At 72.7% G+C, this 22359-nt stretch carries 18 protein-coding genes and 4 pseudogenes; 17 read left to right on the top strand and 5 right to left on the bottom strand.

Annotated features, from left to right (window positions below; genetic code table 11):
* Positions 1-20: 20 nt before the first annotated feature.
* The 11 genes and pseudogenes from ACNKF0_RS04555 to ACNKF0_RS04605 all read left to right on the top strand — a co-directional run bounded on the left by ACNKF0_RS04555 (position 21) and on the right by ACNKF0_RS04605 (position 11229).
* A complete protein-coding gene (locus ACNKF0_RS04555; RefSeq protein ID WP_416956136.1) occupies positions 21-1274 on the top strand; it encodes a DUF6986 family protein in 1254 nt (417 codons plus the stop codon).
* A 3-nt stretch (positions 1275-1277) separates the two neighbouring features.
* Complete coding sequence (gene pucL / locus ACNKF0_RS04560) at positions 1278-2132, top strand: factor-independent urate hydroxylase (RefSeq protein ID WP_416956138.1); 855 nt, start codon at positions 1278-1280, stop codon at positions 2130-2132.
* Positions 2129-2647: a 2-oxo-4-hydroxy-4-carboxy-5-ureidoimidazoline decarboxylase gene (gene uraD, locus ACNKF0_RS04565; RefSeq protein WP_416956140.1), complete on the top strand. Its 519-nt coding sequence runs from the start codon at positions 2129-2131 to the stop codon at positions 2645-2647. The genes pucL and uraD overlap by 4 nt, the downstream gene beginning before the upstream one ends.
* A complete protein-coding gene (gene uraH / locus ACNKF0_RS04570; RefSeq protein WP_416956143.1) occupies positions 2647-2967 on the top strand; it encodes a hydroxyisourate hydrolase in 321 nt (106 codons plus the stop codon). The genes uraD and uraH overlap by 1 nt, the downstream gene beginning before the upstream one ends.
* Positions 2968-2969: 2 nt before the next feature.
* Positions 2970-4307 (top strand): allantoinase AllB, encoded by a 1338-nt coding sequence (allB, locus tag ACNKF0_RS04575; RefSeq protein WP_416956145.1) that lies wholly within the window; start codon positions 2970-2972, stop codon positions 4305-4307.
* Positions 4304-5164 (top strand): bifunctional allantoicase/(S)-ureidoglycine aminohydrolase, encoded by an 861-nt coding sequence (locus tag ACNKF0_RS04580; RefSeq protein ID WP_416956147.1) that lies wholly within the window; start codon positions 4304-4306, stop codon positions 5162-5164. The genes allB and ACNKF0_RS04580 overlap by 4 nt, the downstream gene beginning before the upstream one ends.
* A 109-nt stretch (positions 5165-5273) precedes the next feature.
* A complete protein-coding gene (locus tag ACNKF0_RS04585) occupies positions 5274-6668 on the top strand; it encodes a xanthine dehydrogenase small subunit (RefSeq protein WP_416956149.1) in 1395 nt (464 codons plus the stop codon).
* The gene (gene xdhB / locus ACNKF0_RS04590) at positions 6665-9037 is read left to right on the top strand and encodes a xanthine dehydrogenase molybdopterin binding subunit (protein ID WP_416956151.1); all 2373 of its coding nucleotides are present in this window, start codon (positions 6665-6667) and stop codon (positions 9035-9037) included. Before ACNKF0_RS04585 ends, xdhB begins: the two co-directional genes overlap by 4 nt.
* A 107-nt stretch (positions 9038-9144) precedes the next feature.
* Entirely contained in the window at positions 9145-9855 is a 711-nt protein-coding gene (locus ACNKF0_RS04595; protein WP_416956153.1) for an XdhC family protein, read from the top strand.
* A 496-nt stretch (positions 9856-10351) separates the two neighbouring features.
* Positions 10352-10636, top strand: a pseudogene (locus ACNKF0_RS04600) (guanine deaminase); the annotation flags it as partial.
* Between the two features lie 155 nt (positions 10637-10791).
* The gene (locus tag ACNKF0_RS04605) at positions 10792-11229 is read left to right on the top strand and encodes an amidohydrolase family protein (RefSeq protein WP_416956155.1); all 438 of its coding nucleotides are present in this window, start codon (positions 10792-10794) and stop codon (positions 11227-11229) included.
* Positions 11230-11403: 174 nt separating this feature from the next.
* On the opposite strand, the pseudogene ACNKF0_RS04610 reads toward ACNKF0_RS04605, so the two are convergent.
* The 3 pseudogenes from ACNKF0_RS04610 to ACNKF0_RS04620 all read right to left on the bottom strand — a co-directional run.
* Positions 11404-11685: pseudogene (locus tag ACNKF0_RS04610) on the bottom strand (malate synthase A); the annotation flags it as partial.
* Positions 11655-12149, bottom strand: a pseudogene (locus ACNKF0_RS04615) (hypothetical protein); the annotation flags it as partial. The pseudogenes ACNKF0_RS04610 and ACNKF0_RS04615, both read right to left, overlap by 31 nt.
* Positions 12052-12465 (bottom strand): annotated as a pseudogene (locus ACNKF0_RS04620) (hypothetical protein); the annotation flags it as partial. The pseudogenes ACNKF0_RS04620 and ACNKF0_RS04615, both read right to left, overlap by 98 nt.
* Positions 12466-12978: 513 nt before the next feature.
* On the opposite strand from ACNKF0_RS04620, the gene ACNKF0_RS04625 reads away from it, so the two are divergent.
* From ACNKF0_RS04625 to map, 6 genes are all read left to right on the top strand, one after another.
* Entirely contained in the window at positions 12979-14079 is a 1101-nt protein-coding gene (locus tag ACNKF0_RS04625; protein WP_416956158.1) for a sugar ABC transporter substrate-binding protein, read from the top strand.
* An 87-nt stretch (positions 14080-14166) separates the two neighbouring features.
* Positions 14167-14943, top strand: a complete 777-nt coding sequence (locus ACNKF0_RS04630) for an ATP-binding cassette domain-containing protein (protein WP_299922481.1) — start codon at positions 14167-14169, stop codon at positions 14941-14943.
* 20 nt (positions 14944-14963) lie between these two features.
* Positions 14964-16244: a sugar ABC transporter permease gene (locus ACNKF0_RS04635; RefSeq protein WP_416956162.1), complete on the top strand. Its 1281-nt coding sequence runs from the start codon at positions 14964-14966 to the stop codon at positions 16242-16244.
* 8 nt (positions 16245-16252) lie between these two features.
* A complete protein-coding gene (locus tag ACNKF0_RS04640) occupies positions 16253-17485 on the top strand; it encodes an ROK family protein (RefSeq protein WP_416956164.1) in 1233 nt (410 codons plus the stop codon).
* Positions 17486-17536: 51 nt separating this feature from the next.
* Positions 17537-18238 (top strand): hypothetical protein, encoded by a 702-nt coding sequence (locus tag ACNKF0_RS04645; protein WP_416956166.1) that lies wholly within the window; start codon positions 17537-17539, stop codon positions 18236-18238.
* 10 nt (positions 18239-18248) lie between these two features.
* Positions 18249-19022, top strand: a complete 774-nt coding sequence (gene map / locus ACNKF0_RS04650; protein WP_416956168.1) for a type I methionyl aminopeptidase — start codon at positions 18249-18251, stop codon at positions 19020-19022.
* A 26-nt stretch (positions 19023-19048) separates the two neighbouring features.
* Here the strand turns inward: map and ACNKF0_RS04655 are convergent, their stop codons facing one another.
* Together ACNKF0_RS04655 and ACNKF0_RS04660 are read right to left on the bottom strand one after the other, a co-directional pair.
* Positions 19049-21199 carry an MMPL family transporter gene (locus ACNKF0_RS04655; protein WP_416956170.1) on the bottom strand — a complete coding sequence of 717 codons (2151 nt, stop codon included), beginning with the start codon at positions 21197-21199 and terminating at the stop codon, positions 19049-19051.
* Between the two features lie 84 nt (positions 21200-21283).
* The gene (locus ACNKF0_RS04660; protein WP_416956172.1) at positions 21284-22339 is read right to left on the bottom strand and encodes a hypothetical protein; all 1056 of its coding nucleotides are present in this window, start codon (positions 22337-22339) and stop codon (positions 21284-21286) included.
* Between the last annotated feature and the right edge of the window lie 20 nt (positions 22340-22359).

Below are 22359 nucleotides of genomic sequence, written 5' to 3' on the forward strand. Positions count from 1 at the left end.
CCCGGGTCTAGGGTGCCGACATGCGCCCGGACCTCGACCACCTCGTCGGTGGTCTCGCGAGCGAGCTCGACGCGCGCCTCGCGGACGTCGACGCCGCGCTCGCGGCCCACTACCCGGGTGAGCGCGCCGGGCGTCAGCCCGTCCACACCGTGTACGTCCCGGCCGACCGCTTCCACCCGGGCCTGGTCGGCGACCACGGCGCGGCCGCGCTCGACGCGGTGGGCCGGCACGAGGACCGCCTGCTCGCGCTCCTCGACGGTGATCGCGACCTGCTGTCGCTGGTGCGCGCGAAGCTCGAGCGCGAGCCCGTCGAGGACCTCCGCATCGACTTCGAGGACGGCTACGGCACCCGGCCCGACGACGAGGAGGACGACGACGTACGACGTGCGGCGCGCGACCTGCGGGCGGCCCTCGACGCCGGGACGGCCGCGCCCTTCACCGGCATCCGGTTCAAGGGGTGCGAGGCCCCGACCCGGGCCCGAGGCGTGCGCACCCTGACCCTCTTCGTCGCCGGGCTGGTCGAGGACGGCCCACTGCCGCCGACCTTCGTCGTCACGCTCCCGAAGGTGACCGCCGTCGAGCAGGTCGAGGCGCTCGTCCACGTGGCCACGCGACTGGAGCGCGAGCTGGGCCTCGCCGACGGGGCCCTGCGCTTCGAGATCCAGGTCGAGACCCCGCAGTCGATCCTGGGCCCCGACGGCAGCGCGCTCGTCGCGCGGATGGTGCACGCCTCGGCCGGCCGCTGCACCGGCCTCCACTACGGCACCTACGACTACTCCGCCTCCTGCGGCATCGCCGCGGCCCACCAGAGCCTCGAGCACCCCGTCGCCGACCACGCCAAGGCGGTCATGCAGGCCGCCGCCGCCGGCACCGGCGTACGCCTCTCCGACGGATCCACCAACCTGCTGCCGGTCGGGGGTGCCGACGAGGTCGAGGCCGCGTGGGCCAACCACCTGCGGCTCGTGCGGCGCTCGCTCGCGCGTGGCTACTACCAGGGGTGGGACCTGCACCCGGCGCAGCTGCCCACCCGGTTCGCGGCCACGTTCGGGTTCTACCGCGACGGGCTCGCAGCCGCGGCGGATCGGCTGCGCACCTACGTCGAGCGCCGCGACTCCGGCGTCCTCGACGAGCCGGCGACCGCCCGCGCGCTCGCCGACTTCCTGCTGCGGGGGACCGACTGCGGCGCCCTGTCGCAGGACGAGGTGGGCGAGGGCACCGGGCTCGACCCGCACCGGCTCGCCGGGCTGGCGCACCGCACCCGAGAGGAAGGCTGAGGCATGGGGATCGTTCTTGGACCGAACCGCTACGGCAAGGCGGAGACGCGCGTGGTGCGCATCGTGCGCGACACCGAGCGCCACCAGATCCGCGACCTCACCGTGTCGACGTCGCTCCACGGCGACTTCGCGGCGGCGCACACCGACGGCGACCAGTCGCACGTGCTGCCCACCGACACGCAGAAGAACACGGCGTTCGCCTACGCGAAGAAGCACGGTGTCAGCTCGCCCGAGGACTACGCGATCGCGCTCGGCAGCCGCCTGCTCGAGGCCACGCCGGCCGCGGAGGGAGCCGTGGTGCGGGTCGAGGAGCACGCGTGGGACCGGATCCCCGTCAACGGCTTCGGTCACGACCACGCCTTCGTGCGGCGTGGCGGCGAGGTGCGCACCACGGTGGTCGAGGTGACGTCGGCGGGACCGGTGGTCACCTCCGGGCTGCGCGACCTGGTGGTGCTGAAGTCGACCGGCTCGGAGTTCACGGGCTTCCTGCGCGACGAGTACACGACGCTCGCCGACGCCGACGACCGCGTCCTGGCGACCGCGCTGAAGGCCGACTGGCGCTTCTCTCGCGTCGACGACGTCGACTGGAACACCACCTGGGACGCGGTGCGCGCAAGGCTCCTGGCGACCTTCGCGACGACCTACAGCCGCGCCCTGCAGGAGACGCTCTACGCGATGGGCCGCGCGGTGCTCGAGGCGCACGACGAGATCGACCGGATCTCCTTCGAGGCCCCCAACAAGCACCACTTCCTCGTCGACCTCGAGCCCTTCGGGCTCGACAACGCGGGCGAGGTGTTCATCGCCGCGGACCGGCCCTACGGGCTGATCGAGGCGACCGTCATGCGGGAGGAGCCGTGAGCGTCTCCCGCTTCGACGCCGCGAGCGACGACGAGGCCCGGCGGCTGCTGCTGACCTGTCTCGACGCGCCGCGGTGGGCCGACCGGGTCGTCGCCGGCAGGCCGTACGACACCCTCGGCGACGTCGAGGCCGCGATGGTCGCCGCGTCGGCGACCATCTCCGACGAGGACCTCACGCAGGCGCTGGCCCGGCACCCCCGCATCGGCGAGCTTGCCGACGCAGCGTTGCACGACGCCGACCACTCCGCGCGCGAGCAGTCCGGCGTCGACCATGACGACGCCGACCTCGCCCGGAGGCTCGCCGAGGGCAACCGCGCCTACGAGGAGCGCTTCGGTCGCGTCTTCATCGTCCGGGCGGCGGGCCGCGACGGGCACGACATCCTCGAGCACCTGCAGCAGCGCCTCGACAACAGCGACGACCTCGAGCGCGCCGCCACGATCGACCAGCTGACCCAGATCGCCGTCCTGCGGATGCGGGAGCTGATGGGGGAGACGAGAGGGGAGGGAGGGTCCTGATGGCGTCGCTGAGCACCCACGTCCTCGACACCGCGACCGGACGGCCGGCCGCGGGGCTGCGCGTCACCCTCGAGTCCGCGGACGGGAGCGTCCTCGCCGAGGCCGTCACCGACACCGACGGCCGGGTCGGCGACCTCGCCGCCGACCTGGTCGCCGAGGACCACGTCCTGCGCTTCGACACCGGGGCGTGGTTCGCCGCGCAGGACCGGACCGCCTTCTACCCCGAGGTCGTCGTCGTGTTCAGCGTCGTCGACGACCGGCACCACCACGTGCCGCTCCTGCTGAGCCCGTTCGGCTACTCGACCTACCGGGGCAGCTGAGCGTGGCACCCGCGACGGATCTCGACACCGTCGTCCGTGCCGCTCGCGCGGTCGTCGACGGCACGGAGCAAGCCGTCGCGGTCGGCATTCGCGAAGGTCGCGTCGTCGCGCTGGCGGCGTACGACGATCTCGCGGCGCCGGAGGTCGTCGAGCTCGCCGACGACGAGGTGCTGCTGCCGGGGCTGGTCGACACCCACGTCCACGTCAACGAGCCGGGGCGCACCGACTGGGAGGGCTTCGCCAGCGCCACCCGGGCCGCGGCCGCCGGCGGCGTCACCACGATCGTCGACATGCCGCTCAACAGCGTCCCGCCCACCACGACGGTCGCGGCGCTGGAGGAGAAGCGTCGCGTCGCGGTCGACCAGGTGTGGGTGGACGTCGGCTTCTGGGGCGGCGCTGTCCCCGGCAACGTCGCCGACCTGGCTCCGCTCCACGAGGCCGGCGTCCTCGGTTTCAAGTGCTTCCTGCTCGACTCCGGGGTCGAGGAGTTCCCGCACCTGGCCGCGGCCGACTTCGCCACCGCGATGGCCGAGACCGCCCGGATCGGCTCGTTGATGATCGTGCACGCCGAGGACGGCGACGAGATCACCGAGTGTGCCCACGGCACGGCCTACCGAGGCTTCCTGGAGAGCCGGCCGGACGCCGCCGAGGAGCGGGCCGTCTCGCTGGTCATCGACGCCGCCCGCCGCACCGGCGGGCGTGCCCACGTGGTGCACCTGAGCGCCTCCGGCGCGGTGCCGGCCCTGCGGGCCGCGCGGGCCGACGGCGTCGACGTCTCCGTGGAGACCTGCCCGCACTACCTCCACTTCGACGCCGCGACCGTCGCCGACGGCGCCACCGAGCTCAAGTGCTGCCCCCCGATCCGCGACGCCACCAACCGCGACGCCCTGTGGCAGGCGCTGGGCGACGGCGACATCGACCTCGTCGTCTCCGACCACTCGCCGTGCACCGCCGACCTCAAGCACCGCGACACCGGCGACTTCGCCGACGCCTGGGGCGGCATCGCCTCCCTCCAGCTCGGCCTGCCGGTCGTCTGGACGGGCGCCCGCGAGCGCGGCGTACCCCTCGCCGACGTGGTGCGCTGGATGGCCACGGCGCCTGCCCGCCGGGTGGGCCTGGCCGGCAAGGGCGAGATCGCGGTCGGCGCCGACGCCGACCTCTGCGTCTTCGCGCCCGAGGAGGAGTGGGTGGTCGACCCCGCCGCGCTCCACCACAAGAACCCGGTCACGCCCTACGCCGGGCGTACGCTCACCGGCACCGTGCGGGCCACCTGGCTGCGCGGTCGTCCGGTCGACCTGGTGGCCGGGCCGCGGGGACGGCTGCTGAGGAGGGGTGGATGAATTACTGGGTCCCACGGGGCGGGCTGCCGTCGCAGACCGACCTGACCACCGGCCAGTCCGGCCGGGCGGTCTTCACCGAGGCGTACGCCGTCATCCCACGCGGCACGCTCAGCGACATCACCGCCAGCCGGCTGCCGCACTGGGACGACACCCGCCTCTGGGTGATCGCCCGGCCGCTGTCCGGCTTCGCCGAGACGTTCTCGTGGTACGTCGTCGAGGTGGCGGCGGGCGGCGGGTCGGACCGGCCCGACGACGACCCCGACGCGGAGTCGGTGCTCCTCGTCGTCGACGGGACCGCCGAGCTCCGCGTCGGCGGACGGTCCGGGGGAGACGTGCACGCCCTGCGTCCCGGGACCTACGCCTTCCTCCCGCCCGGCACGGCCTGGTCGCTCCGCACGACCGGGGAGTCCGCGACGTTCCACTGGATCCGCAAGGCCTACGAGCGCGTCGACGGCGTCGAGGTGCCCGAGCCCTTCGTGGTGCACGAGGACGACGTGGCGATCGAGCCGATGCCCGACACCGGCGGCGCGTGGGGCACGCAGCGCTTCGTCGACCCGCTCGACGTGCGCCACGACATGCACGTCAACATCGTGAGCTTCGAGCCCGGCGGCGCGATCCCGTTCCCGGAGACGCACGTGATGGAGCACGGGCTCTACGTCCTGGAGGGCAAGGCGGTCTACCTGCTCAACCAGGACTGGGTGGAGGTGGAGGCGGGCGACTTCATGTGGCTGCGCGCCTTCTGCCCGCAGGCCTGCTACGCCGGCGGCCCCGGCCGGTTCCGCTACCTGCTCTACAAGGACGTCAACCGGCATCCGCGGCTCCACCCGGGGCCGGGCCCGGCCTCCCTGTCGATGTGACCCGGGTCACGTAGCATGGGCGGTGGCAGGTCGTCGTTCGGCATGGACAACCGGCGGCCCGTGACTCCCTGAACCATGCGCCTGATCGGCTTGCCCGAGGGGAGAGCACGTGCCGGATCCGCAGGTGACCGTCAACGGGCAGCCGCGCCCGCTCGTCGGCACGCCCACCCACACCAACGCGCTCGACTTCCTGCGCGGCCTCGGGCTCACCGGGGCCAAGGAGGGGTGTGCGGAGGGAGAGTGCGGTGCGTGCGCCGTGATGGTCGTGCGCCCCGCCGGCGCACGGAGCCGGTGGACGCCGGTCAACGCCTGCCTCGTGCCGGCGCTCGCGCTCGACGGGCAGGAGGTCGTCACCGCCGAGGGCCTGGGCACGCCCGAGCACCTGCACCCCGTGCAGGCCGGGCTCGCGGTCGGCGGCGGCTCCCAGTGCGGCTACTGCACGCCCGGCTTCGCGTGCTCGATGGCCGCGGAGTACTACCGCCCCGACCGCCCCGAGGGTCCTGACGGGTTCGACCTGCACGCGATCGCGGGCAACCTGTGCCGCTGCACCGGCTACCGCCCGATCCGCGACGCGGCCCGCGCCCTCGACGCTCCTGCGCCCGCGGACCCGCTGGCCGAGAGACAGGCCCGGCCCGCGCCCGACGCCGTACGCACCCGGGTCGACGGCTTCGCCCGTCCCGGCGACCTCGCCGAGGCCCTCGCGCTCCTCGCGGAGCACCCCGACGCCGTGGTGGTCGCCGGATCCACCGACTGGGGCGTGGAGGCCAACCTGCGCGGTCGCCGGGCGTCCCACGTCGTCGCGGTCGACCGGCTGCCCGAGCTGCGGGGCTTCTCGACGGACGGTCCGATCGAGATCGGTGCCGCGCTGACCCTGAGCGAGGTCGAGGCCGCGCTCGGTGGCACCGTGCCGCTGCTCACCGAGGTGTGGCCGCTCTTCGCCTCGCCGCTCATCCGCAACGGCGCGACCATCGGCGGCAACCTCGCCACCGCGTCGCCGATCGGCGACCTCGCGCCCGCCCTGCTCGCCCTCGACGCCACCGTGGTGCTCGCCTCGGCGGACGGCGACCGGGAGGTCGCGCTGGCCGACTTCTTCACCGGCTACCGCGAGACCGTGCTGCGCGCCGGCGAGCTCATCCGGGCCGTCCGCGTGCCCGCACCGCTGGCCGCGCACGCCACCTTCCGCAAGGTCGCCAAGCGTCGCTACGACGACATCTCCAGCGTCGCGGTCGCCGCCGCCCTCGATGTCGTCGACGGCACCGTCGTGCGGGCACGCGTCGGTCTCGGCGGGGTCGCCGCGACACCCCTGCGTGCCCGGGCCACCGAGGCCGCCATCGAGGGACGGCCGTGGACCGCGGAGACCGTCGAGGCGGCGTCGCTGGTGCTGGCCGGGGAGGGCACGCCGATCGACGACCAGCGCGCCAGCGCCGCCTACCGCTCGGCGATGCTGGGCAACGCGCTGCGGGCCTGGTGGTACGAGGCGTGGGGCGAGGGGGAGCCGTCGTGAGCCGCCTCTCCGAGCGCCCCGACGACGCGGTCGTCGGCCTCGCCCTGCCCCACGAGAGCGCCGCCCTGCACGTCACCGGCCACGCGCTCTACACCGACGACCTGGTGCACCGCACGCCGCACGTCCTGCACGCGCACCCGGTCTGCTCGCCCCACCCGCACGCCCGGGTCACCCGGCTCGACGCGACACCCGCGCTGGCCGTGCCCGGCGTCGTCCGCGTGCTGACCGCCGACGACGTGCCAGGCACCAACGACGCCGGCGTGAAGCACGACGAGCCGCTATTTCCCGAGGTCGTGATGTTCGTCGGCCATGCGGTCTGCTGGGTGCTCGCCGACACCCTCGAGGCAGCCCGGCAGGGCGCGGCCGCGGTCGAGGTCGACTACGAGCAGCTGCCCGCGATCGTGTCCCTCACCGAGGCGATCGAGGCCGAGCACTTCCAGGGCGGCCGGCCGGTCATCGCCCGGGGCGACGTCGAGGAGGGCCTGGCCGGCGCCACCCGCGTCTTCAGCGGCACCACCGAGATGGCCGGGCAGGAGCACTTCTACCTCGAGACCCACGCCTCCCTGGCGCTCGTCGACGAGGGCGGCCAGGTGTTCGTGCAGAGCAGCACCCAGCACCCGAGCGAGACGCAGGAGATCGTCGCGCACGTGCTCGGCCTCGACAGCCACCACGTCACCGTGCAGTGCCTGCGGATGGGCGGCGGCTTCGGCGGCAAGGAGATGCAGCCGCACGGCTTCGCGGCGATCGCCGCGCTAGGTGCGGTCCTCACCGGTCGGCCCGTCCGGCTCCGCCTGAGCCGCACCCACGACATGGCGATGACCGGCAAGCGCCACGGCTTCCACGCCCAGTGGCGCGTCGGCTTCGACGACGACGGCCGGCTGACGGCCCTCGAGGCGACGTTGACCTCCGACGGCGGCTGGAGCCTCGACCTCAGCGAGCCGGTGCTGGCCCGGGCACTGTGCCACGTCGACAACGCCTACTGGATCCCGCACGTGCTCCTGCACGGCCGCGTGGCCCGCACGCACAAGACCTCCCAGACCGCCTTCCGCGGCTTCGGCGGGCCGCAGGGGATGCTGGTGATCGAGGACATCCTCGGTCGCTGCGCCCCGCTGCTCGGGGTCGACCCCGTCGACTTGCGCCGGAAGAACTTCTACGGCGAGTCCCAGGCCACGCCCTACGGTCAGGTGGTCCGCCACCCCGATCGGCTCGCCGCCGCGTGGGACCAGGTGCTCGAGACCGGCGACGTCGTACGCCGTCGCGCGGAGGTGGCGGCCTTCAACGCCGCCCACCCGCACCGCAAGCGCGGCCTCGCGGTGACGCCGGTGAAGTTCGGGATCTCCTTCAACTTCACCGCCTTCAACCAGGCCGGCGCGCTCGTGCACGTCTACAAGGACGGGTCGGTGCTGATCAACCACGGCGGCACCGAGATGGGCCAGGGGCTGCACACCAAGATGCTGCAGGTCGCGGCCACCACCCTCGGCGTGCCCCTCGCGAAGGTCCGCGTCGCACCCACCCGCACCGACAAGGTGCCCAACACGTCCGCCACCGCAGCCAGCTCCAGCACCGACCTCAACGGGGGCGCGGTCAAGGACGCCTGCGAGCAGGTCCTGGCGCGCCTGCGTGAGGTCGACGCGGGGCGGGGCCTGCCCTGGGCGGAGCTGGTGCGGGAGGCCTACTTCAGCCGGGTGCAGCTGTGGGCGGCGGGCTTCTACCGCACCGAGGGCATCCACTGGGACTCCACGCTGATGAGCGGCCACCCCTTCAAGTACTTCGTCTACGGCGTCGCTGCGGCGGAGGTCGAGGTCGACGGCTTCACCGGCGCCCACCGCACCGTGCGGGTCGACATCGTGCACGACGTCGGCGACAGCCTCTCCCCGCTCGTGGACCTCGGCCAGGTCGAGGGCGGCTTCGTGCAGGGGGTGGGCTGGCTGACGATGGAGGACCTGCGCTGGGACGAGTCCGACGGCCCCGGGCGCGGCCGGCTGACCACCCAGTCCGCCAGCACCTACAAGCTCCCGAGCCTTGGCGAGCTGCCCGACGAGCTCCACGTCGCGCTGCTCGAGCACGCCCACGAGGACGGCGCGGTCTACGGCTCGAAGGCGGTCGGCGAGCCGCCGCTCATGCTGGCGTTCGCGGTCCGTGAGGCGCTGCGGGAGGCGGTCGCGGCGTTCGGACCAGAGGGTGCCAGCGTCGTCGCTCGCCTCCCCGGCCACGCCCGAGGCGGTCTTCTGGGCGGCCGAGCGCGCGCGGGCCGCGGCCCCCGACCACGTCGTCGAGGGCCTGCCCGGCGCGGTGCCCGACCGGCCGGACCGGCGGCGCGCCCCTCCACCCCGGTCCGAGCAGGCGGCCGGCGCGCCGGGGAGTCCTGACGTGCACTGGCTGGGAGCGGTCGAGCGGCTGCGCGAGCAGCGGGAGGCGGGAGTGCTGGTGACCGTCGTGGACGTCCGCGGGCACGCCCCGCGACCCCGGCGCCAAGATGGTCGTCTCGGCCGGGGAGGCGTGGGGGAGCGTGGGCGGCGGCAACCTGGAGGAGACCGCACTCGCCCGCGCCCGGACGATGATCGATCAGGGGACCGAGACCCCCGAGCAGGCTCGTCCTGGGCCTCACCGACAAGGCCCGCACCGACCACGGCCGCCAGTGCTGCGGTGGCGAGGTCACCCTGCTGCTCGAGCCGCTGCCGGTGGTCGGCTCCGTCGCGATCTTCGGCCTCGGCCACGTCGGTCTCCGCCTGGCCCGGATCCTCGCGGCGCACGACCTCGACCTGCACCTCGTCGACTCCCGCCCCGGCCTGCTCGCCGACGAGCGGCTCGCCCTGCCGGCCGACGGCGAGCCCGGGTGCGGGTCCACCACTCACCGGTCCCCGAGGCGGCGCTCGGAGCCGTCCCGCCCGGCACCCACGTGCTGGTCATGACCCACGACCACGCCGAGGACTTCGCCCTCTGTGACGCGGCACTGCGCTGCACGCACCTCGGCTCGGTCGGGCTGATCGGCTCGGCCGCCAAGTGGGCCCGCTTCCGCACGGGGCTCGCTGTGGAGGCACGACGAAGCAGCCGTCGCTCGCATCCGCTGCCCGATCGGGCTGCCCGGCCCCGCCTCCTCGTCAAGCTGCGCCTGCCGCCATCGCGGTCTCGGTCGCGGCCGAGCCTGATGGACCTCCTGGTCGCCGACCGCAGGACCCTCAGGTGAGCGGTGCCGGGGTCGTCTACCGGGCCCGCGCCTACGACGCCCCCGACGACCCGTTCACCTCCAGCGGCCCCGCCTTCCGCTACGACGACGACCTCGGCCTCGCGGTCTCCGACGACGGCGTGATCACCGACCGGGGGCCCTTCGCCTCGGTCGCGGCCCGTCGACCCGCGGCGCCCGTGATCGACCTGCGGGCCGGGATCCTGCTGCCGGGCCTGGTCGACACCCACGTCCACTTCCCGCAGGTGCGGGTGATCGGCGCGCTCGGCATGCCGCTGCTCGAGTGGCTCGAGCGGTGCGCCCTGCCGGAGGAGGAGCGTCTCGCGTCGACGTCGTACGCCGCCACGGTGGCCGGCGAGGCTCGTCGCCGGGCTGATCGCCGCGGGGACCACGACGTCGCTGGTCTTCGGGTCCCACTTCGCGCCGGCGGTCGACGCGCTCTTCGCCGAGGCCGAACGGTTCGGGCTGCGGATCACGCGGGCTCGTGGTCAGCGACCGGGTGCTGCCGGAGCCGCTGCTCACCACCGCCGAGCGCTCCCACGAGGAGGCGGTCCGGCTGGCGAAGGACTGGCACGGGCGCGGCCGGTTGCGCTACGCCGTCACGCCCCGCTTCGCGCTCTCGGCCTCCGACGAGATCCTGGCCTCCTGCGCCGACGTCCTCGCCGCGGTCGACGGCGCCTGCTTCACCTCCCACGTCAACGAGAACAACGCGGAGGTCGCCACGGTCGCCGACCAGTTCCCGCACCGGGCCCACTACGTCGACACCTACGACCACCACGGGCTGCTCGGCGGATGCTCGGTGCTGGCGCACAACGTCCACCCGACCGATGCCGAGGCTCGCCGTGCTGGCCGCCCGGGGCACGGCGGTGGCCTACTGCCCGACGAGCAACGCCGCCCTGGGGTCGGGCATGTTCTCGCTGCGCCGCCACGTCGCGGCGGGTGCGGGTCGCGCTCGGCAGCGACGTCGGGGCCGGCACCGGGTTCTCGATCTTCAAGGAGGGCCTGCAGGCCTACTTCCTGCAGCACCTGCTCGGCGCCGACGGGCTGCCGCTCGCCGCCGGCCATCTCCTGCACCTCAGCACCGCGGCCGGTGCGGCGGCGCTCGGCCTCGGTGACGTGACGGGCGACCTCAGCCCCGGCAAGCAGTTCGACGCGATCTGCGTGCGTCCACCCGTCGGGACCTCTCTCGACATCGGGCTGCGGCACGCCGGGACGCCGGAGGAGGCGCTCGGCAAGGTGTTCGCGCTCGCCGGTGACGCCGACGTCGCCGACGTGTGGGTCGGGGGCGACCAGGTCGCCTCGGGCGGGTTCGTCCGCCCGGTCGGTCGTCCGGTCAGTCGCCCCGCGCCAGCAGGACGTCGTACGCCTGCAGGGTGAGGAAGTCGGGGAAGTCCTCGCCCAGCGCACACTCGACGAAGAGCCGGCGGGCGTCGTCGTCGACCGTGCCGGCGAGGGCCTCGTGCTCCTCGGCGACCAGCCGTTCGACGAGCTCGCGCGCGTGACCACCTCACCGGTGTCGAGCGTGGCGTTGTGCACCCACTGCCACACCTGCGAGCGCGAGATCTCGGCGGTGGCGGCGTCCTCCATGAGGTTGTCGATGCCGGCGGCGCCGTTGCCGGACAGCCAGGCGTGGAGGTACTGCATGCCGATCCGCACGTTGCCCCGCAGCCCTGCCTCGGTGCGCTCGCCGGGCGTCTGGTCGACCGCGAGGAGGTCGTCGGCCGAGACCGACACGTCGTCGCGCGTGACGCCCAGGCCTGGTTCGGAGCCCCGGCGAGTGCGGCGTCGAACACCTCGGCGCACAACGGCACCAGGTCGGGGTGGGCCACCCATGAGCCGTCGAAGCCGGCGCCGGCCTCGCGGGTCTTGTCCTCGCGCACCTTGGCGAAGGCTCGCTCGTTGACCTCCGGGTCGCGCCGGCTCGGGATGAACGCCGCCATCCCGCCGATCGCGAAGGCGCCCCGGCGGTGGCAGGTCTGCACGAGCAGGTCGCTGTAGGCCCGCATCATCGGTGCCGCCATGGTCACCGCGTTGCGGTCGGGCAGGGTGAAGCCCGGTCCTGCGTCGCGGAAGTTCTTGATGATGCTGAACAGGTAGTCCCACCGGCCGGCGTTGAGCCCCGCCGCGTGGTCGCGCAGGCTCCCACAGGATCTCGTCCATCTCGAACGCGGCCGTGATGGTCTCGATGAGCACGGTCGCCCGCACCGAGCCGTGCGGCACCCCGAGCGCCGCCTCGGCGTGGGTGAAGACGTCGTCCCACAGGCGCGCCTCGAGGTGGGACTCCCAGCCTTCGGCAGGTAGTAGTAGGGCCCGCTCCCGGCGGCGAGCAGGCTCGCGGGCGTTGTGGAAGAAGTGGAGCCCGAAGTCGACCAGGGCGGCGACGACCGGTCGGCCGGCGGCGGTGAGGTGGGCCTCGTCGAAGTGCCACCCGCGCGGGCGGGGAGGACCACCGGCGCGTGTGCGGGGTCGGCGACGGCGTACGCCTTGCCGTCGGGAGAGGTGTAGGTCGGCTGCCCCCGGACGGCGTCGCGCAGGGTCGGGCCTGGGCGCCCACGACGTTGCGCCAGTGCGGCGTGTTGGCGTCCTCGAGGTCGGCGAGCCACACGCGCGCACCCGAGTTGAGGGCGTTGATCGCCATCTTGGGGTCGGTGGGGCCGGTGATCTCGACGCGGCGGTCGCGCAGGTCGTCGGGCACCGGAGCGACCGTCCACTCGGACGTGCGCACGTCCGCGGTCCCGGGCAGGAAGTCGAGGCGGCCGGTCCGGGCGACCTCCGCGCGCCGGCCCGCGCGCGCGGCGAGCAGGCTCGTCGCGCCGCTCGTGGAACCGCGCGTCGAGGTCGGCCACGAAGGCGAGCGCCTCCGGCGTCAGCACCTCCTCGGACCGCGGCACGGGAGGGGCGGACACGTCGAGGCCGGTCATGGCGCCACGCTAGCCCTCACGCCGCACGGGTGGTCCAGTCCACAAGGGGCCTCGTCGGCCGTTTTGGTAACGAACCGACAACAGCGGGGCCGGCGATCTGGACGTGACGGTGGTCACGCCATATATGTTGCGTGGAACAACATATGTACGCGCCTCCGCGCTGAGCGGCAGCCGACGTACGACAGATCGCTAGGAGGCGGTTCGCGTGAAGCGGAAGCACAGTTTGGTTCTCGTCCCCCTGCTCGGCCTCTCGATGGCGCTGACCGCCTGCGGCAGCGACGACAGCGGTGACTCCGGTGACTCCGGCAGCGGCTCCGACAGCGGGAGCGAGGCCACCGGCAAGATCGGCGTCATCCTCCCCGACACGGAGTCCTCGGTGCGCTGGGAGAGCGCGGACCGCCCGGCTCTCGAGGCGGCCTTCGACGAGGCGGGTGTCGAGTACGACATCCAGAACGCCGAGGGTGACGCGGAGCGGATGACCCAGATCGCCGACACCATGATCGGCAACGGCGTGACGGTCCTCGCGATCGTCAACCTCGACTCCGAGTCGGGTGCGGCCATCCAGGAGAAGGCGGGCTCCCAGGGCGTCGCGACCATCGACTACGACCGCCTGACCCTCGGCGGGTCGGCGGAGTACTACGTGTCCTTCGACAACACCGTCGTGGGCGAGCTGCAGGGCCAGGGCCTCGCGGACTGCCTCGGCGACAAGAAGGCCAACATCGTCTTCCTCAACGGCTCGCCCACCGACAACAACGCCACGCTCTTCGCCGAGGGTGCGCACAGCGTGCTCGACGAGATCAGCAACTACACGGTCGTCGGTGAGCAGGCTGTCCCGGACTGGGACAACGAGGAGGCCGCCACGATCTTCCAGCAGCTCTACACCGCTGCCGACGGCAAGGTCGACGGGGTCCTCGCGGCCAACGACGGTCTCGGCGGTGCCGCGATCAGCATCCTCGAGGGCAACGGCCAGGCCGGCAAGGTCCCGGTCACCGGCCAGGACGCGACGGTCGAGGGTCTGCAGAACGTGCTCGCCGGCACCCAGTGCATGACGGTCTACAAGTCCGCCACGCAGGAGGCCCAGGCGCTGGCCGACGCCGCGATCGCGCTCGTCAACGGCGAGGACGCGGAGACGACCGGCGTGACGGAGGACACCGAGGGTGGCCGCGAGGTGCCGTCGATCCTGCTCGAGCCGCAGGCCATCACCAAGGACAACGTCGGTGACGTGATCGAGGACGGTGGCCAGAAGGCCGAGGACGTGTGCACCGGCGAGTTCGCCGACCTGTGCGCCGAGGCCGGCATCTCCTGATCGCCTTGCACGGAGCGGTGTCCGGGTCGGTGACCCGGGCGCCGTTCCGTGACGCGAACAACAAATTATCTGGATCGGAGTAGGTCAATGCCTGAACCGCTGCTCGAGCTGCGCGGCGTCAACAAGAGCTTCGGTGTGGTGCACGTGCTGCACGACGTCGACTTCGCCGTCTATCCCGGACAGGTCACCGCGCTCGTCGGTGACAACGGTGCGGGCAAGTCCACCCTCGTGAAGATCATCGCCGGCATCTACGGCCGCGACAGCGGGGACTACGTCTTCGAGGGCAAGAAGGTCGAGGTGCACGGCCCGCGCGACGTGGCTGCCCTCGGCATCGAGATCGTCTACCAGGACCTCGCGCTGTGCGACAACCTCGACATCGTCGAGAACATGTTCCTCGGGCGCGAGGAGACCAGCCGTTTCGGCCTCGACGAGGTGACGATGGAGACCCGTGCCCGCGAGACCCTCGCCTCGCTCTCGGTGCGCACCGTCAAGTCGGTGCGCCAGAGCGTCGCCAGTCTCTCCGGTGGCCAGCGTCAGACCGTGGCCATCGCCAAGGCGGTCCTGTGGAACTCCAAGGTCGTCCTCCTCGACGAGCCCACTGCGGCCCTCGGCGTGGCCCAGACGCGACAGGTCCTCGACCTCGTACGCCGTCTCGCCGACCGTGGCCTGGGTGTGGTGCTGATCTCGCACAACATGGGTGACGTCCTGGAGGTCGCCGACCGGATCACCGCGCTCTACCTCGGCCGGGTGGCGGCCGACGTCCCGGCCAAGGACGTCACGCACAGCCAGATCGTCGAACTCATCACCGCCGGGCGTTCCGGGGACCTCGGCATCGCCGAGAACGCCCTGACCGCGGACGTCTGAGAAGGACCGGAGACTCCACCATGACCACTGACACCGACACCGCATCCGTTCCCAGCCCCGCCCCCAGCGGCTTCGACAACGACAACCGGCAGGCTGCCTCCATCGGCGACTCGGCCCGTGACTACGTCAACCGCCTGCGCGGCGGTGACATGGGTTCCCTTCCCGCGATCCTCGGCCTGGTCTTCCTCTTCGCCGTGTTCGCCTCCCTCAACGACCGGTTCCTCACGACCTACAACATGGCCAACCTGGTCATCCAGTCCGGCTCGATCATCGTGCTGGCGATGGGCATCGTCTTCGTCCTGCTGATCGGCGAGATCGACCTGTCAGCCGGCGTCGCGGGCGGTGCGTCGGCCACGATCATCGCGCTGATGCTCATCGACTACGACTGGACGTGGTGGGCGGCCACCCTGGCCGGTGTCGCCGTGGGCGCGGTGATCGGCCTGGCGATCGGCTCGCTCGTCGCCTTCCTGGGAATCCCGTCCTTCGTCGTGACCCTCGCCTTCTTCCTCGCCCTGCAGGCGGTGCCGCTCAAGCTGATCGGCTCGGGTGGGTCGCTCCGGTTCAACGACACGGTCCTCCGTGGACTGTCGATCAAGAACGTCCCGGTCACCGCCGGGTGGATAGCGGCGATCCTGATCGTGGTGGGCTTCGCCGCGCTCTCGCTGTGGCGCTACCGCTCGCTCTCGGCGAAGGGGCTGGTCCACAAGCCCCTCGGCCTGGTCGTCATCCAGATCGCCGTCCTCGCGGTGATCGTGCTCGGCCTGACCGCCCTCCTGAGCGCCAACCGCGCGCCCAACCCGGAGCTGTTCGAGATCAGCGGCATCCCGTGGGTGGCCCCCGTCGTGATCGCGCTGCTCCTGTTCTGGACGTACGTGCTCACCAAGAGCCGCTTCGGCCGCCACCTCTACGCCGTCGGCGGCAACGCCGAGGCGGCGCGGCGAGCCGGCATCAACGTCAAGCGCGTGCGGATCATGGCCTTCGTCATCTGCTCGAGCATGGCCGCGATCAGCGGACTGCTCGCGGCCTCCTACACCGGCAAGGTCTCGCCGGGCTCCGGTGGCGGCAACGAGCTGCTCTACGCCGTTGGCGCCGCGGTCATCGGCGGCACCAGCCTCTTCGGCGGCCGGGGCCGCGCCCTCGACGCCGTGATCGGCGGCCTGGTGATCGCGACCATCCCCAACGGCCTGGGCCTGCTCAACCAGGCGAGCTACATCAACTTCCTCGTCACCGGCGGTGTGCTGCTGCTCGCCGCGAGCGTCGACGCCATCTCGCGGCGCCGCCGTTCCTCCGCTGGCGTGTAGGGACCGGCATGACCACCCGTCGGCGCCCGGGCCTGGGGACCAACCAGGAGCTCGCGCGTCGCCACAACCTCGGGACCGTGCTGCGGCACGTCCACGGAGCCGGTCAGATCTCGCGCGCCGAGCTGACCGGCCTGATGGGCCTCAACCGCAGCACCATCGCCGCGCTGGTCAACGAGCTGGAGGCGCTGGGCATCACCGAGCGTGCGCTCCCGGTCGAGGGCGCCCCGCGGCAGGGCGCCGGTCGTCCGTCGGCGGGCGTCCGCGTCGCCGAGCGGGGTCCGTTCGTCATCGCGGTCGACCTCGGGGTCGACCGCGCCGTGGTGGCCCGGATCGGCCTCGGTGGACGTGTGCTGAAGCGGGCGGAGGCTCCCGTGCGCAGCGACGGCGAGGCGTGGCAGGTGGGAGCTGCCGTCGCCGGGCTGATCCGCTGCGTCGTGGAGGGTGTCCCCGACGCCGCCCAGCTGGTCGGCATCGGGATCAGCGTCCCCGGCCTGGTGCGCAGCAGCGACGGCCTGATCCGCCTCGCCCCCAACCTCGAGTGGCACGACGTGTCGTTCGGCGGCATCGTCCTGGCCGCCCTCGGCCTCGACGTGCCGGTCTCCATCGCCAACGACGCCGACCTGGGCGCGCTCGCCGAGCACGTGCGCGGGGTGGCCGTCGGGGTCGACGACCTCATCTACGTCTCCGGCAACGTCGGCGTCGGAGCGGGCGTCATCACCGGTGGCGTCCGGCTCGAGGGCGCCGGGGGCTACGCCGGCGAGGTGGGCCACCTGCGCTTCAACCCGGCCGGCCGTGAGTGCCACTGCGGCAACCGGGGCTGCTGGGAGACCGAGGTCGGCGCCCACGCCATCGCCGAGGCCATCCACTGCCCGACCGACAAGGTCGCCCAGCTCGACGAGGTGCTCGCCGGGTTCGGCGAGCCGTCGGCGGCGCTCCGCGACACCGGGACCGCCCTGGGCCACGGGCTCGCCAGCATCGTCAACGTGTTCAACCCCCGCCAGGTCGTGCTCGGCGGTTACTTCCGCTCCCTCTACGCGCTGGTCGGTCCGCAGGTCGAGGCCGGGCTCGCCGACGGTGCGCTGCCCGCGCCGCTCGAGTCGGTGACGCTGACCCTGCCCGGGCTCGGCTCGGACTCCTCCTTGCTGGGCGCCGCGGAGATCGCCCTCGAGCCGCTGTTCGTCGACCCGGTGGCCGCCCTCGGCACGGCGCTGGTCGGCGTCGGCACGCGCCTGGCCGGGTGAGCGGCCGCGCCGAGGCCGTGCCCGGCATCTCGAGCCGATAACCTCCTCGCGATGCTCCGCGCCCGCTTCCTCCCCCGACTCCTCACCGCCGCCCTCGTCGTCGCCCCGCTGCTGTCGGCCTGTGCCGGCGACGAGCCGACGATCGCGGTCCTCGTCGCCGACACCGAGGACGCCTCGTCCCGGGTGGTCGACGTCGAGCGGCTGACCGATCGCGTCGAGTCGACGTGCGACGAGTGCCGCGTGCGGGTGTACGACGCCGAGGGCGACGCCGCCGCCCAGAAGAGCCAGGCCCGCCAGGCCGAGGCGGACTCGGCGGACGTCGTCGTCGTGGTGCCGGTGGACCCCGACGACCTGGGGACGCTCACCGGGGGCGACCTGCCGGTGATCTCGCTCGGTGAGCTCGTCCCGGGCTCCGACCGCTTCGTCGGCCTCGAGAGCGGCGTACCGACCGGCCGGTCCGGCTCCGACGTGGAGGCCGCCCGCGACGTCGTCATGGGGAAGGAGAAGTCGATGACCTACGTCCCGACCGGCGACATGAGCGACCGGGCGGCCGACCTGGCCGTGGCCTACCTCGCCGACAACCCCGTCGAGGGCGGCGTGGACGTCGACGGCGTGGAGTCCTGGCTCTACAGCGACAGCGAGGTCACCGTCGACACCCTCACCTCGGTGCTCGTCGCGGAGGGCATCCTGACCCTCGACGACCTGTGCAGCGGTTCCACGCGCAAGCGGTGTGCGAGTCTGGGCCTGAGATGATGAGCCCGCGATGATCGAGATCCTCACCCCCGCCCAGGTCGACCGCGCCCGCAGGACCGGCGCCCTCGTCGCCGACATCCTGCAGACGCTGCGCTCGCGCAGCGAGGTCGGCACCAACCTGCTCGACCTCGACCGCTGGACGGCCGAGATGATCCGCGAGGCCGGCGCCGAGTCCTGCTACGTCGACTACGCCCCGTCCTTCGGTCGCGGGCCCTTCGGCCACTACGTCTGCACGGCGGTCAACGACGCGGTGCTGCACGGTCGCCCGCGCGACCAGCGGCTCGCCGACGGCGACCTGCTCACCCTCGACCTCGCGGTCCGCCTCGACGGGGTGGCCGCTGACTCCGCGATCAGCTTCGTGGTGGGGGAGAGCCGCCCGGCCGGGAGCGTCGAGCTCATCGAGACCACCCAGCGCGCGCTGGCCGCGGGTATCGCCGCTGCCGGTCCCGGCGCCCGCATCGGCGACCTGTCGCACGCGATCGGCACGGTCCTCGGCGATGCGGGCTACCCGATCAACATGCAGTTCGGCGGCCACGGGATCGGCACGACCATGCACCAGGACCCGCACGTGTCCAACGACGGCCGACCCGGCCGGGGCTACAAGCTCCGTCCGGGCCTGCTGCTCGCGCTCGAGCCGTGGATCATGGTCGACACCGACGAGCTCGTCACCGACGACGACGGCTGGACGCTGCGCAGCGCCACCGGGTGCCTGACGGCGCACAGCGAGCACACCATCGCCATCACCGAGGACGGTGCGGAGGTCCTGACGCTGCCGTCGCGGTGACGCGTGCCGGGCATCACCCGGCAGTCCTAGTGCACGGTCTCCAGCGGCGCCTCCGCCTCCGCGGCCGTGAGCGGGGCGTCCTCACGGTCGAGCTTGCTGGGCCACCAGATCTTGCCGCCCAGGTCGAGGTTGAGCGCCGTCACCAGGACCGACCGGACCACCAGCGTGTCGAGCATGACGCCGAGGGCGACGGCCACGCCGAGCTCGGCGAGGAACACCAGCGGCAGCGATCCCAGGACGAGGAACGTCGCGGCCAGGACGACCCCGGCCGAGGTGATCACGCCGCCGGTCGAGGCGAGCGCGATGAGCGAGCCCCGGCGGGTGCCGTGCTGCACCGTCTCCTCCCGCACCCGGGTCATCAGGAAGATGTTGTAGTCGATGCCGAGCGCCACGAGGAACACGAACGCGAAGAGCGGGAACCCGGGATCCGACCCGGCGAAGCCGAAGACGTACTCGAACAGCAGCGCCGAGATGCCCAGCGCTGCGCCGAACGACAGCACGACGGTGGCGATGAGGATGAGCGGCGCGAGCAGTGCGCGGAGCAGGCCGATGAGGATCAGCAGCACCACGAGCAGCACCAGCGGCATGATCACCCAGCTGTCGCGCACGGAGGCGGTCTTGGTGTCGAGGTAGAACGCGGACCCGCCGCCCACCAGGGCGTCGGCCCCGTCGACCGCATGGACGGCGTCGCGCGAGGACTCCACGATGCCGGCGGCGGTGGTCGAGGAGATGTCGGCGTCGATCGTGGCCTCGAACCACGCGCGCCCGTCGGCCAGCGGCTGCACCTCGCCGGGCTCGCCGAGGCCGTCGATCCCGTCGAGCGAGGCGAGGACGTCGTCCGCGCGGTCGGCGGCGGTGACGACCTGGATGGTGTTGGAGTTGTCGGACAGGCCGTGCTCCTCGAGCAGCTTCTGCCCCTTGATGGAGTCGAACTCCTTCGTGTAGGTGTCCTCGGTCGCGAGCCCGGAGGTGTCGAGGCTGAAGAGCCCGAAGCAGGCGAGCAGCAGCAACCCGGTCGTGGTCACCCACACCCGGCGCGGGCGGTGGCTGATCCGGCGGCCGACCCCGGCCCAGAGACCGTCGGCGGTCGGCTCGGGGCTGCCGAAGCCGGGGCGCTTGGGCCAGAAGACCCAGCGTCCGCAGATCACGAGCAGCGCGGGAAGCAGAGTGAGCATCACCAGCATGGTCACCCCGACGCCGATCGCGGCGACCGGACCGAGGCCTGCGGTGGAGTTGAGCTCGGCGAAGGACAGGCAGAGCATGCCGACCGCGACCGTGGCGGCACTGGCGAAGATCGCCGGCGCCGCGCGGTGCAGCGCGAAGGCCATCGCGTCGTGGCGGTCGGCGTGGCGGCGCAGCTCCTCGCGGTAGCGCGCGACGAGCAGCAGGGCGTAGTCGGTGCCCGCCCCGATCACGAGGATGCTGAGGATCGCCTGGCTCTGGCCGTTGACCGTCAGGCCGGCGTGCTTCGCCAGCAGGTAGACCAGACCGGTGGCGACGGTGTTGGCGACGACGGCGCAGATGATCGGCAGCATCCACAGCACGGGACTGCGGTAGGTGAAGAGCAGGATGACGATCACGACGGCGAGCGTGGCGAAGACCAGGTTCGTGTCGATGCCCTCGAACGCCTCGGCCGAGTCGGCCGCCTGCCCGCCGAACCCCGCCAGGTGCACCTCGCCGCCGTCCAGCTCCGCGATGTCGCGGATCTCGTCGGCGGCGTCGGGGATGGCGTTCCACCCGTCGGCGCCGAAGTTGAGCACGAAGTAGAGGTAGGCGACCTGGCCGTCGTCGGACACCAGCGTCGGGACCGGGGCGCCCTGGGCGGCGGCGGCCTCGGCGGCTGCGGGAGTGAGCACGCCCTGGGCGGTGACGCCGTCGAGCTCGGCGATCTCCGGCCCGTCGGCCTCCATCTGGGCGAGGTCCTCGTCGGTCAGGCCACCGTCGCGGTGGTAGACCACCAGCGTCGGGATGTCGTTGGGGTCGACCGACTCCGACAGCTCCTCGAGCACCTGGGTGGACTCGGCCGACTCCGGCAGCCACGAGGAGGCCTCGTTGTTCTGGACGTCGGCGAGCTGGGTCGAGAACATCCCCATGAAGCCGGTGATGACCACCGCCACGGCGAGCACGACCCACTTGGTGACCCGTCCCGTGAGGGTTCCAGCGATCTGTCGGTGCATGCTCCCCAGTCGAACAGCCCGGGCCCGATTCGTGCATCGGTAATAGCCCCGAGGTCTAGACAGGGACGACTCCCGCCGCTCGGGTCACCTCGTCTGGAGCTGGAAGGGGAAGCCGCGTTCCATCGACCTGCGCCGCGGCGCGACGGCGTACTCCATGGACCCGTCGACACCGAGCCGGACCACGGCCCACTCGCCCTCCTGGTAGGTCACCACGAGCACGTGCTCGGCGTCCTCCCAGACCTCGTCGAAGTACGTCGCCGAGTGGCCGCGGCGGGAGTACGTGAAGGTGTGGGCCACCGAGCCGTCGGCCGTGGCGAGGACGTCGAGCGCGCCGGGGCCGAAGCCGTCGGCGTACGCCGGTGTGCCGAGGACGTGGCGGTTGTCGGGCGAGATGTCGGAGAGCTGGTTGTCGCAGGTGCGCCACTTCACGCGCCAGCTGTGCAGCATCGCGCTGCACGAGCCCATGTCGCTGAGGGAGGTGATGCCGCCTTGCCAGCGCCCGCGACCGGTGGTCGCCAGGCGCAGGTGCGGGACACGGTCGACGATGCCGTGCGAGGAGGTGTAGAACGCGCGGTGCGGCCCGTTGACCGCGATCGAGCACCCGGTGCCGGGCTCGCCCTCGCCCTCCTTGCAGTTCTCGCCCGCCACCGCCACCGCGTGTGACGTACCCGTGACCGGGACCGGGTTGTACCGGAAGACCCGGTCCCCCTCCTGGTCGATGGTCCAGACCTTGCCGCCGCGCCTGCCGGCGAAGGCGACGACGTTGCCCCGCGGTGAGACGGCGAGGCCGTCACCGGTACGCCACTCGCGGCGGCCCGGGGTGCCGTCCGCGCCGACCCAGCGCACCGTCACCGGGCGGTTGAGGGCCGTCTGGATCACGTAGCCCGAACCCATCGGCGCCAGCGCGACGACGTTGTTGGGCACCGGGGTGTCCGTGCCGCCGGGACCGTGGATCACCGTCCTGCCCGCCGTGCGCTCGGTCCACGCGATGGCCGGCGGTTCGCCCTGGTCGAGGTCGCGCACGTCGAGAACGGTGCGGGGCGCCCCCTTCTCGGCGGATGCCTGCACGGACGGCGCGAGCGGCGAGGTGATCGCGAGCGCGGTCGCGACGAGGAGGATCGTCCGAGGCAGGGTCTTCATGCATGGGAGACGTCACGCAC

Source organism: Nocardioides sp. T5, from assembly GCF_048161455.1.
Classification (GTDB): domain Bacteria; phylum Actinomycetota; class Actinomycetes; order Propionibacteriales; family Nocardioidaceae; genus Nocardioides.

Bases quoted from the DNA above. Each gene is read 5' to 3' on its own strand.
- ACNKF0_RS04640 (WP_416956164.1), top strand. From the start codon at position 16,253: ATGACCACCCGTCGGCGCCCGGGCCTGGGGACCAACCAGGAGCTCGCG.
- ACNKF0_RS04595 (WP_416956153.1), top strand. From the start codon at position 9,145: ATGGTCGTCTCGGCCGGGGAGGCGTGGGGGAGCGTGGGCGGCGGCAAC.
- ACNKF0_RS04660 (WP_416956172.1), bottom strand. From the start codon at position 22,339: ATGAAGACCCTGCCTCGGACGATCCTCCTCGTCGCGACCGCGCTCGCG.
- ACNKF0_RS04580 (WP_416956147.1), top strand. From the start codon at position 4,304: ATGAATTACTGGGTCCCACGGGGCGGGCTGCCGTCGCAGACCGACCTG.
- uraH (WP_416956143.1), top strand. From the start codon at position 2,647: ATGGCGTCGCTGAGCACCCACGTCCTCGACACCGCGACCGGACGGCCG.
- ACNKF0_RS04630 (WP_299922481.1), top strand. From the start codon at position 14,167: ATGCCTGAACCGCTGCTCGAGCTGCGCGGCGTCAACAAGAGCTTCGGT.
- map (WP_416956168.1), top strand. From the start codon at position 18,249: ATGATCGAGATCCTCACCCCCGCCCAGGTCGACCGCGCCCGCAGGACC.
- pucL (WP_416956138.1), top strand. From the start codon at position 1,278: ATGGGGATCGTTCTTGGACCGAACCGCTACGGCAAGGCGGAGACGCGC.
- ACNKF0_RS04655 (WP_416956170.1), bottom strand. From the start codon at position 21,199: ATGCACCGACAGATCGCTGGAACCCTCACGGGACGGGTCACCAAGTGG.
- ACNKF0_RS04555 (WP_416956136.1), top strand. From the start codon at position 21: ATGCGCCCGGACCTCGACCACCTCGTCGGTGGTCTCGCGAGCGAGCTC.
- ACNKF0_RS04645 (WP_416956166.1), top strand. From the start codon at position 17,537: ATGCTCCGCGCCCGCTTCCTCCCCCGACTCCTCACCGCCGCCCTCGTC.
- ACNKF0_RS04635 (WP_416956162.1), top strand. From the start codon at position 14,964: ATGACCACTGACACCGACACCGCATCCGTTCCCAGCCCCGCCCCCAGC.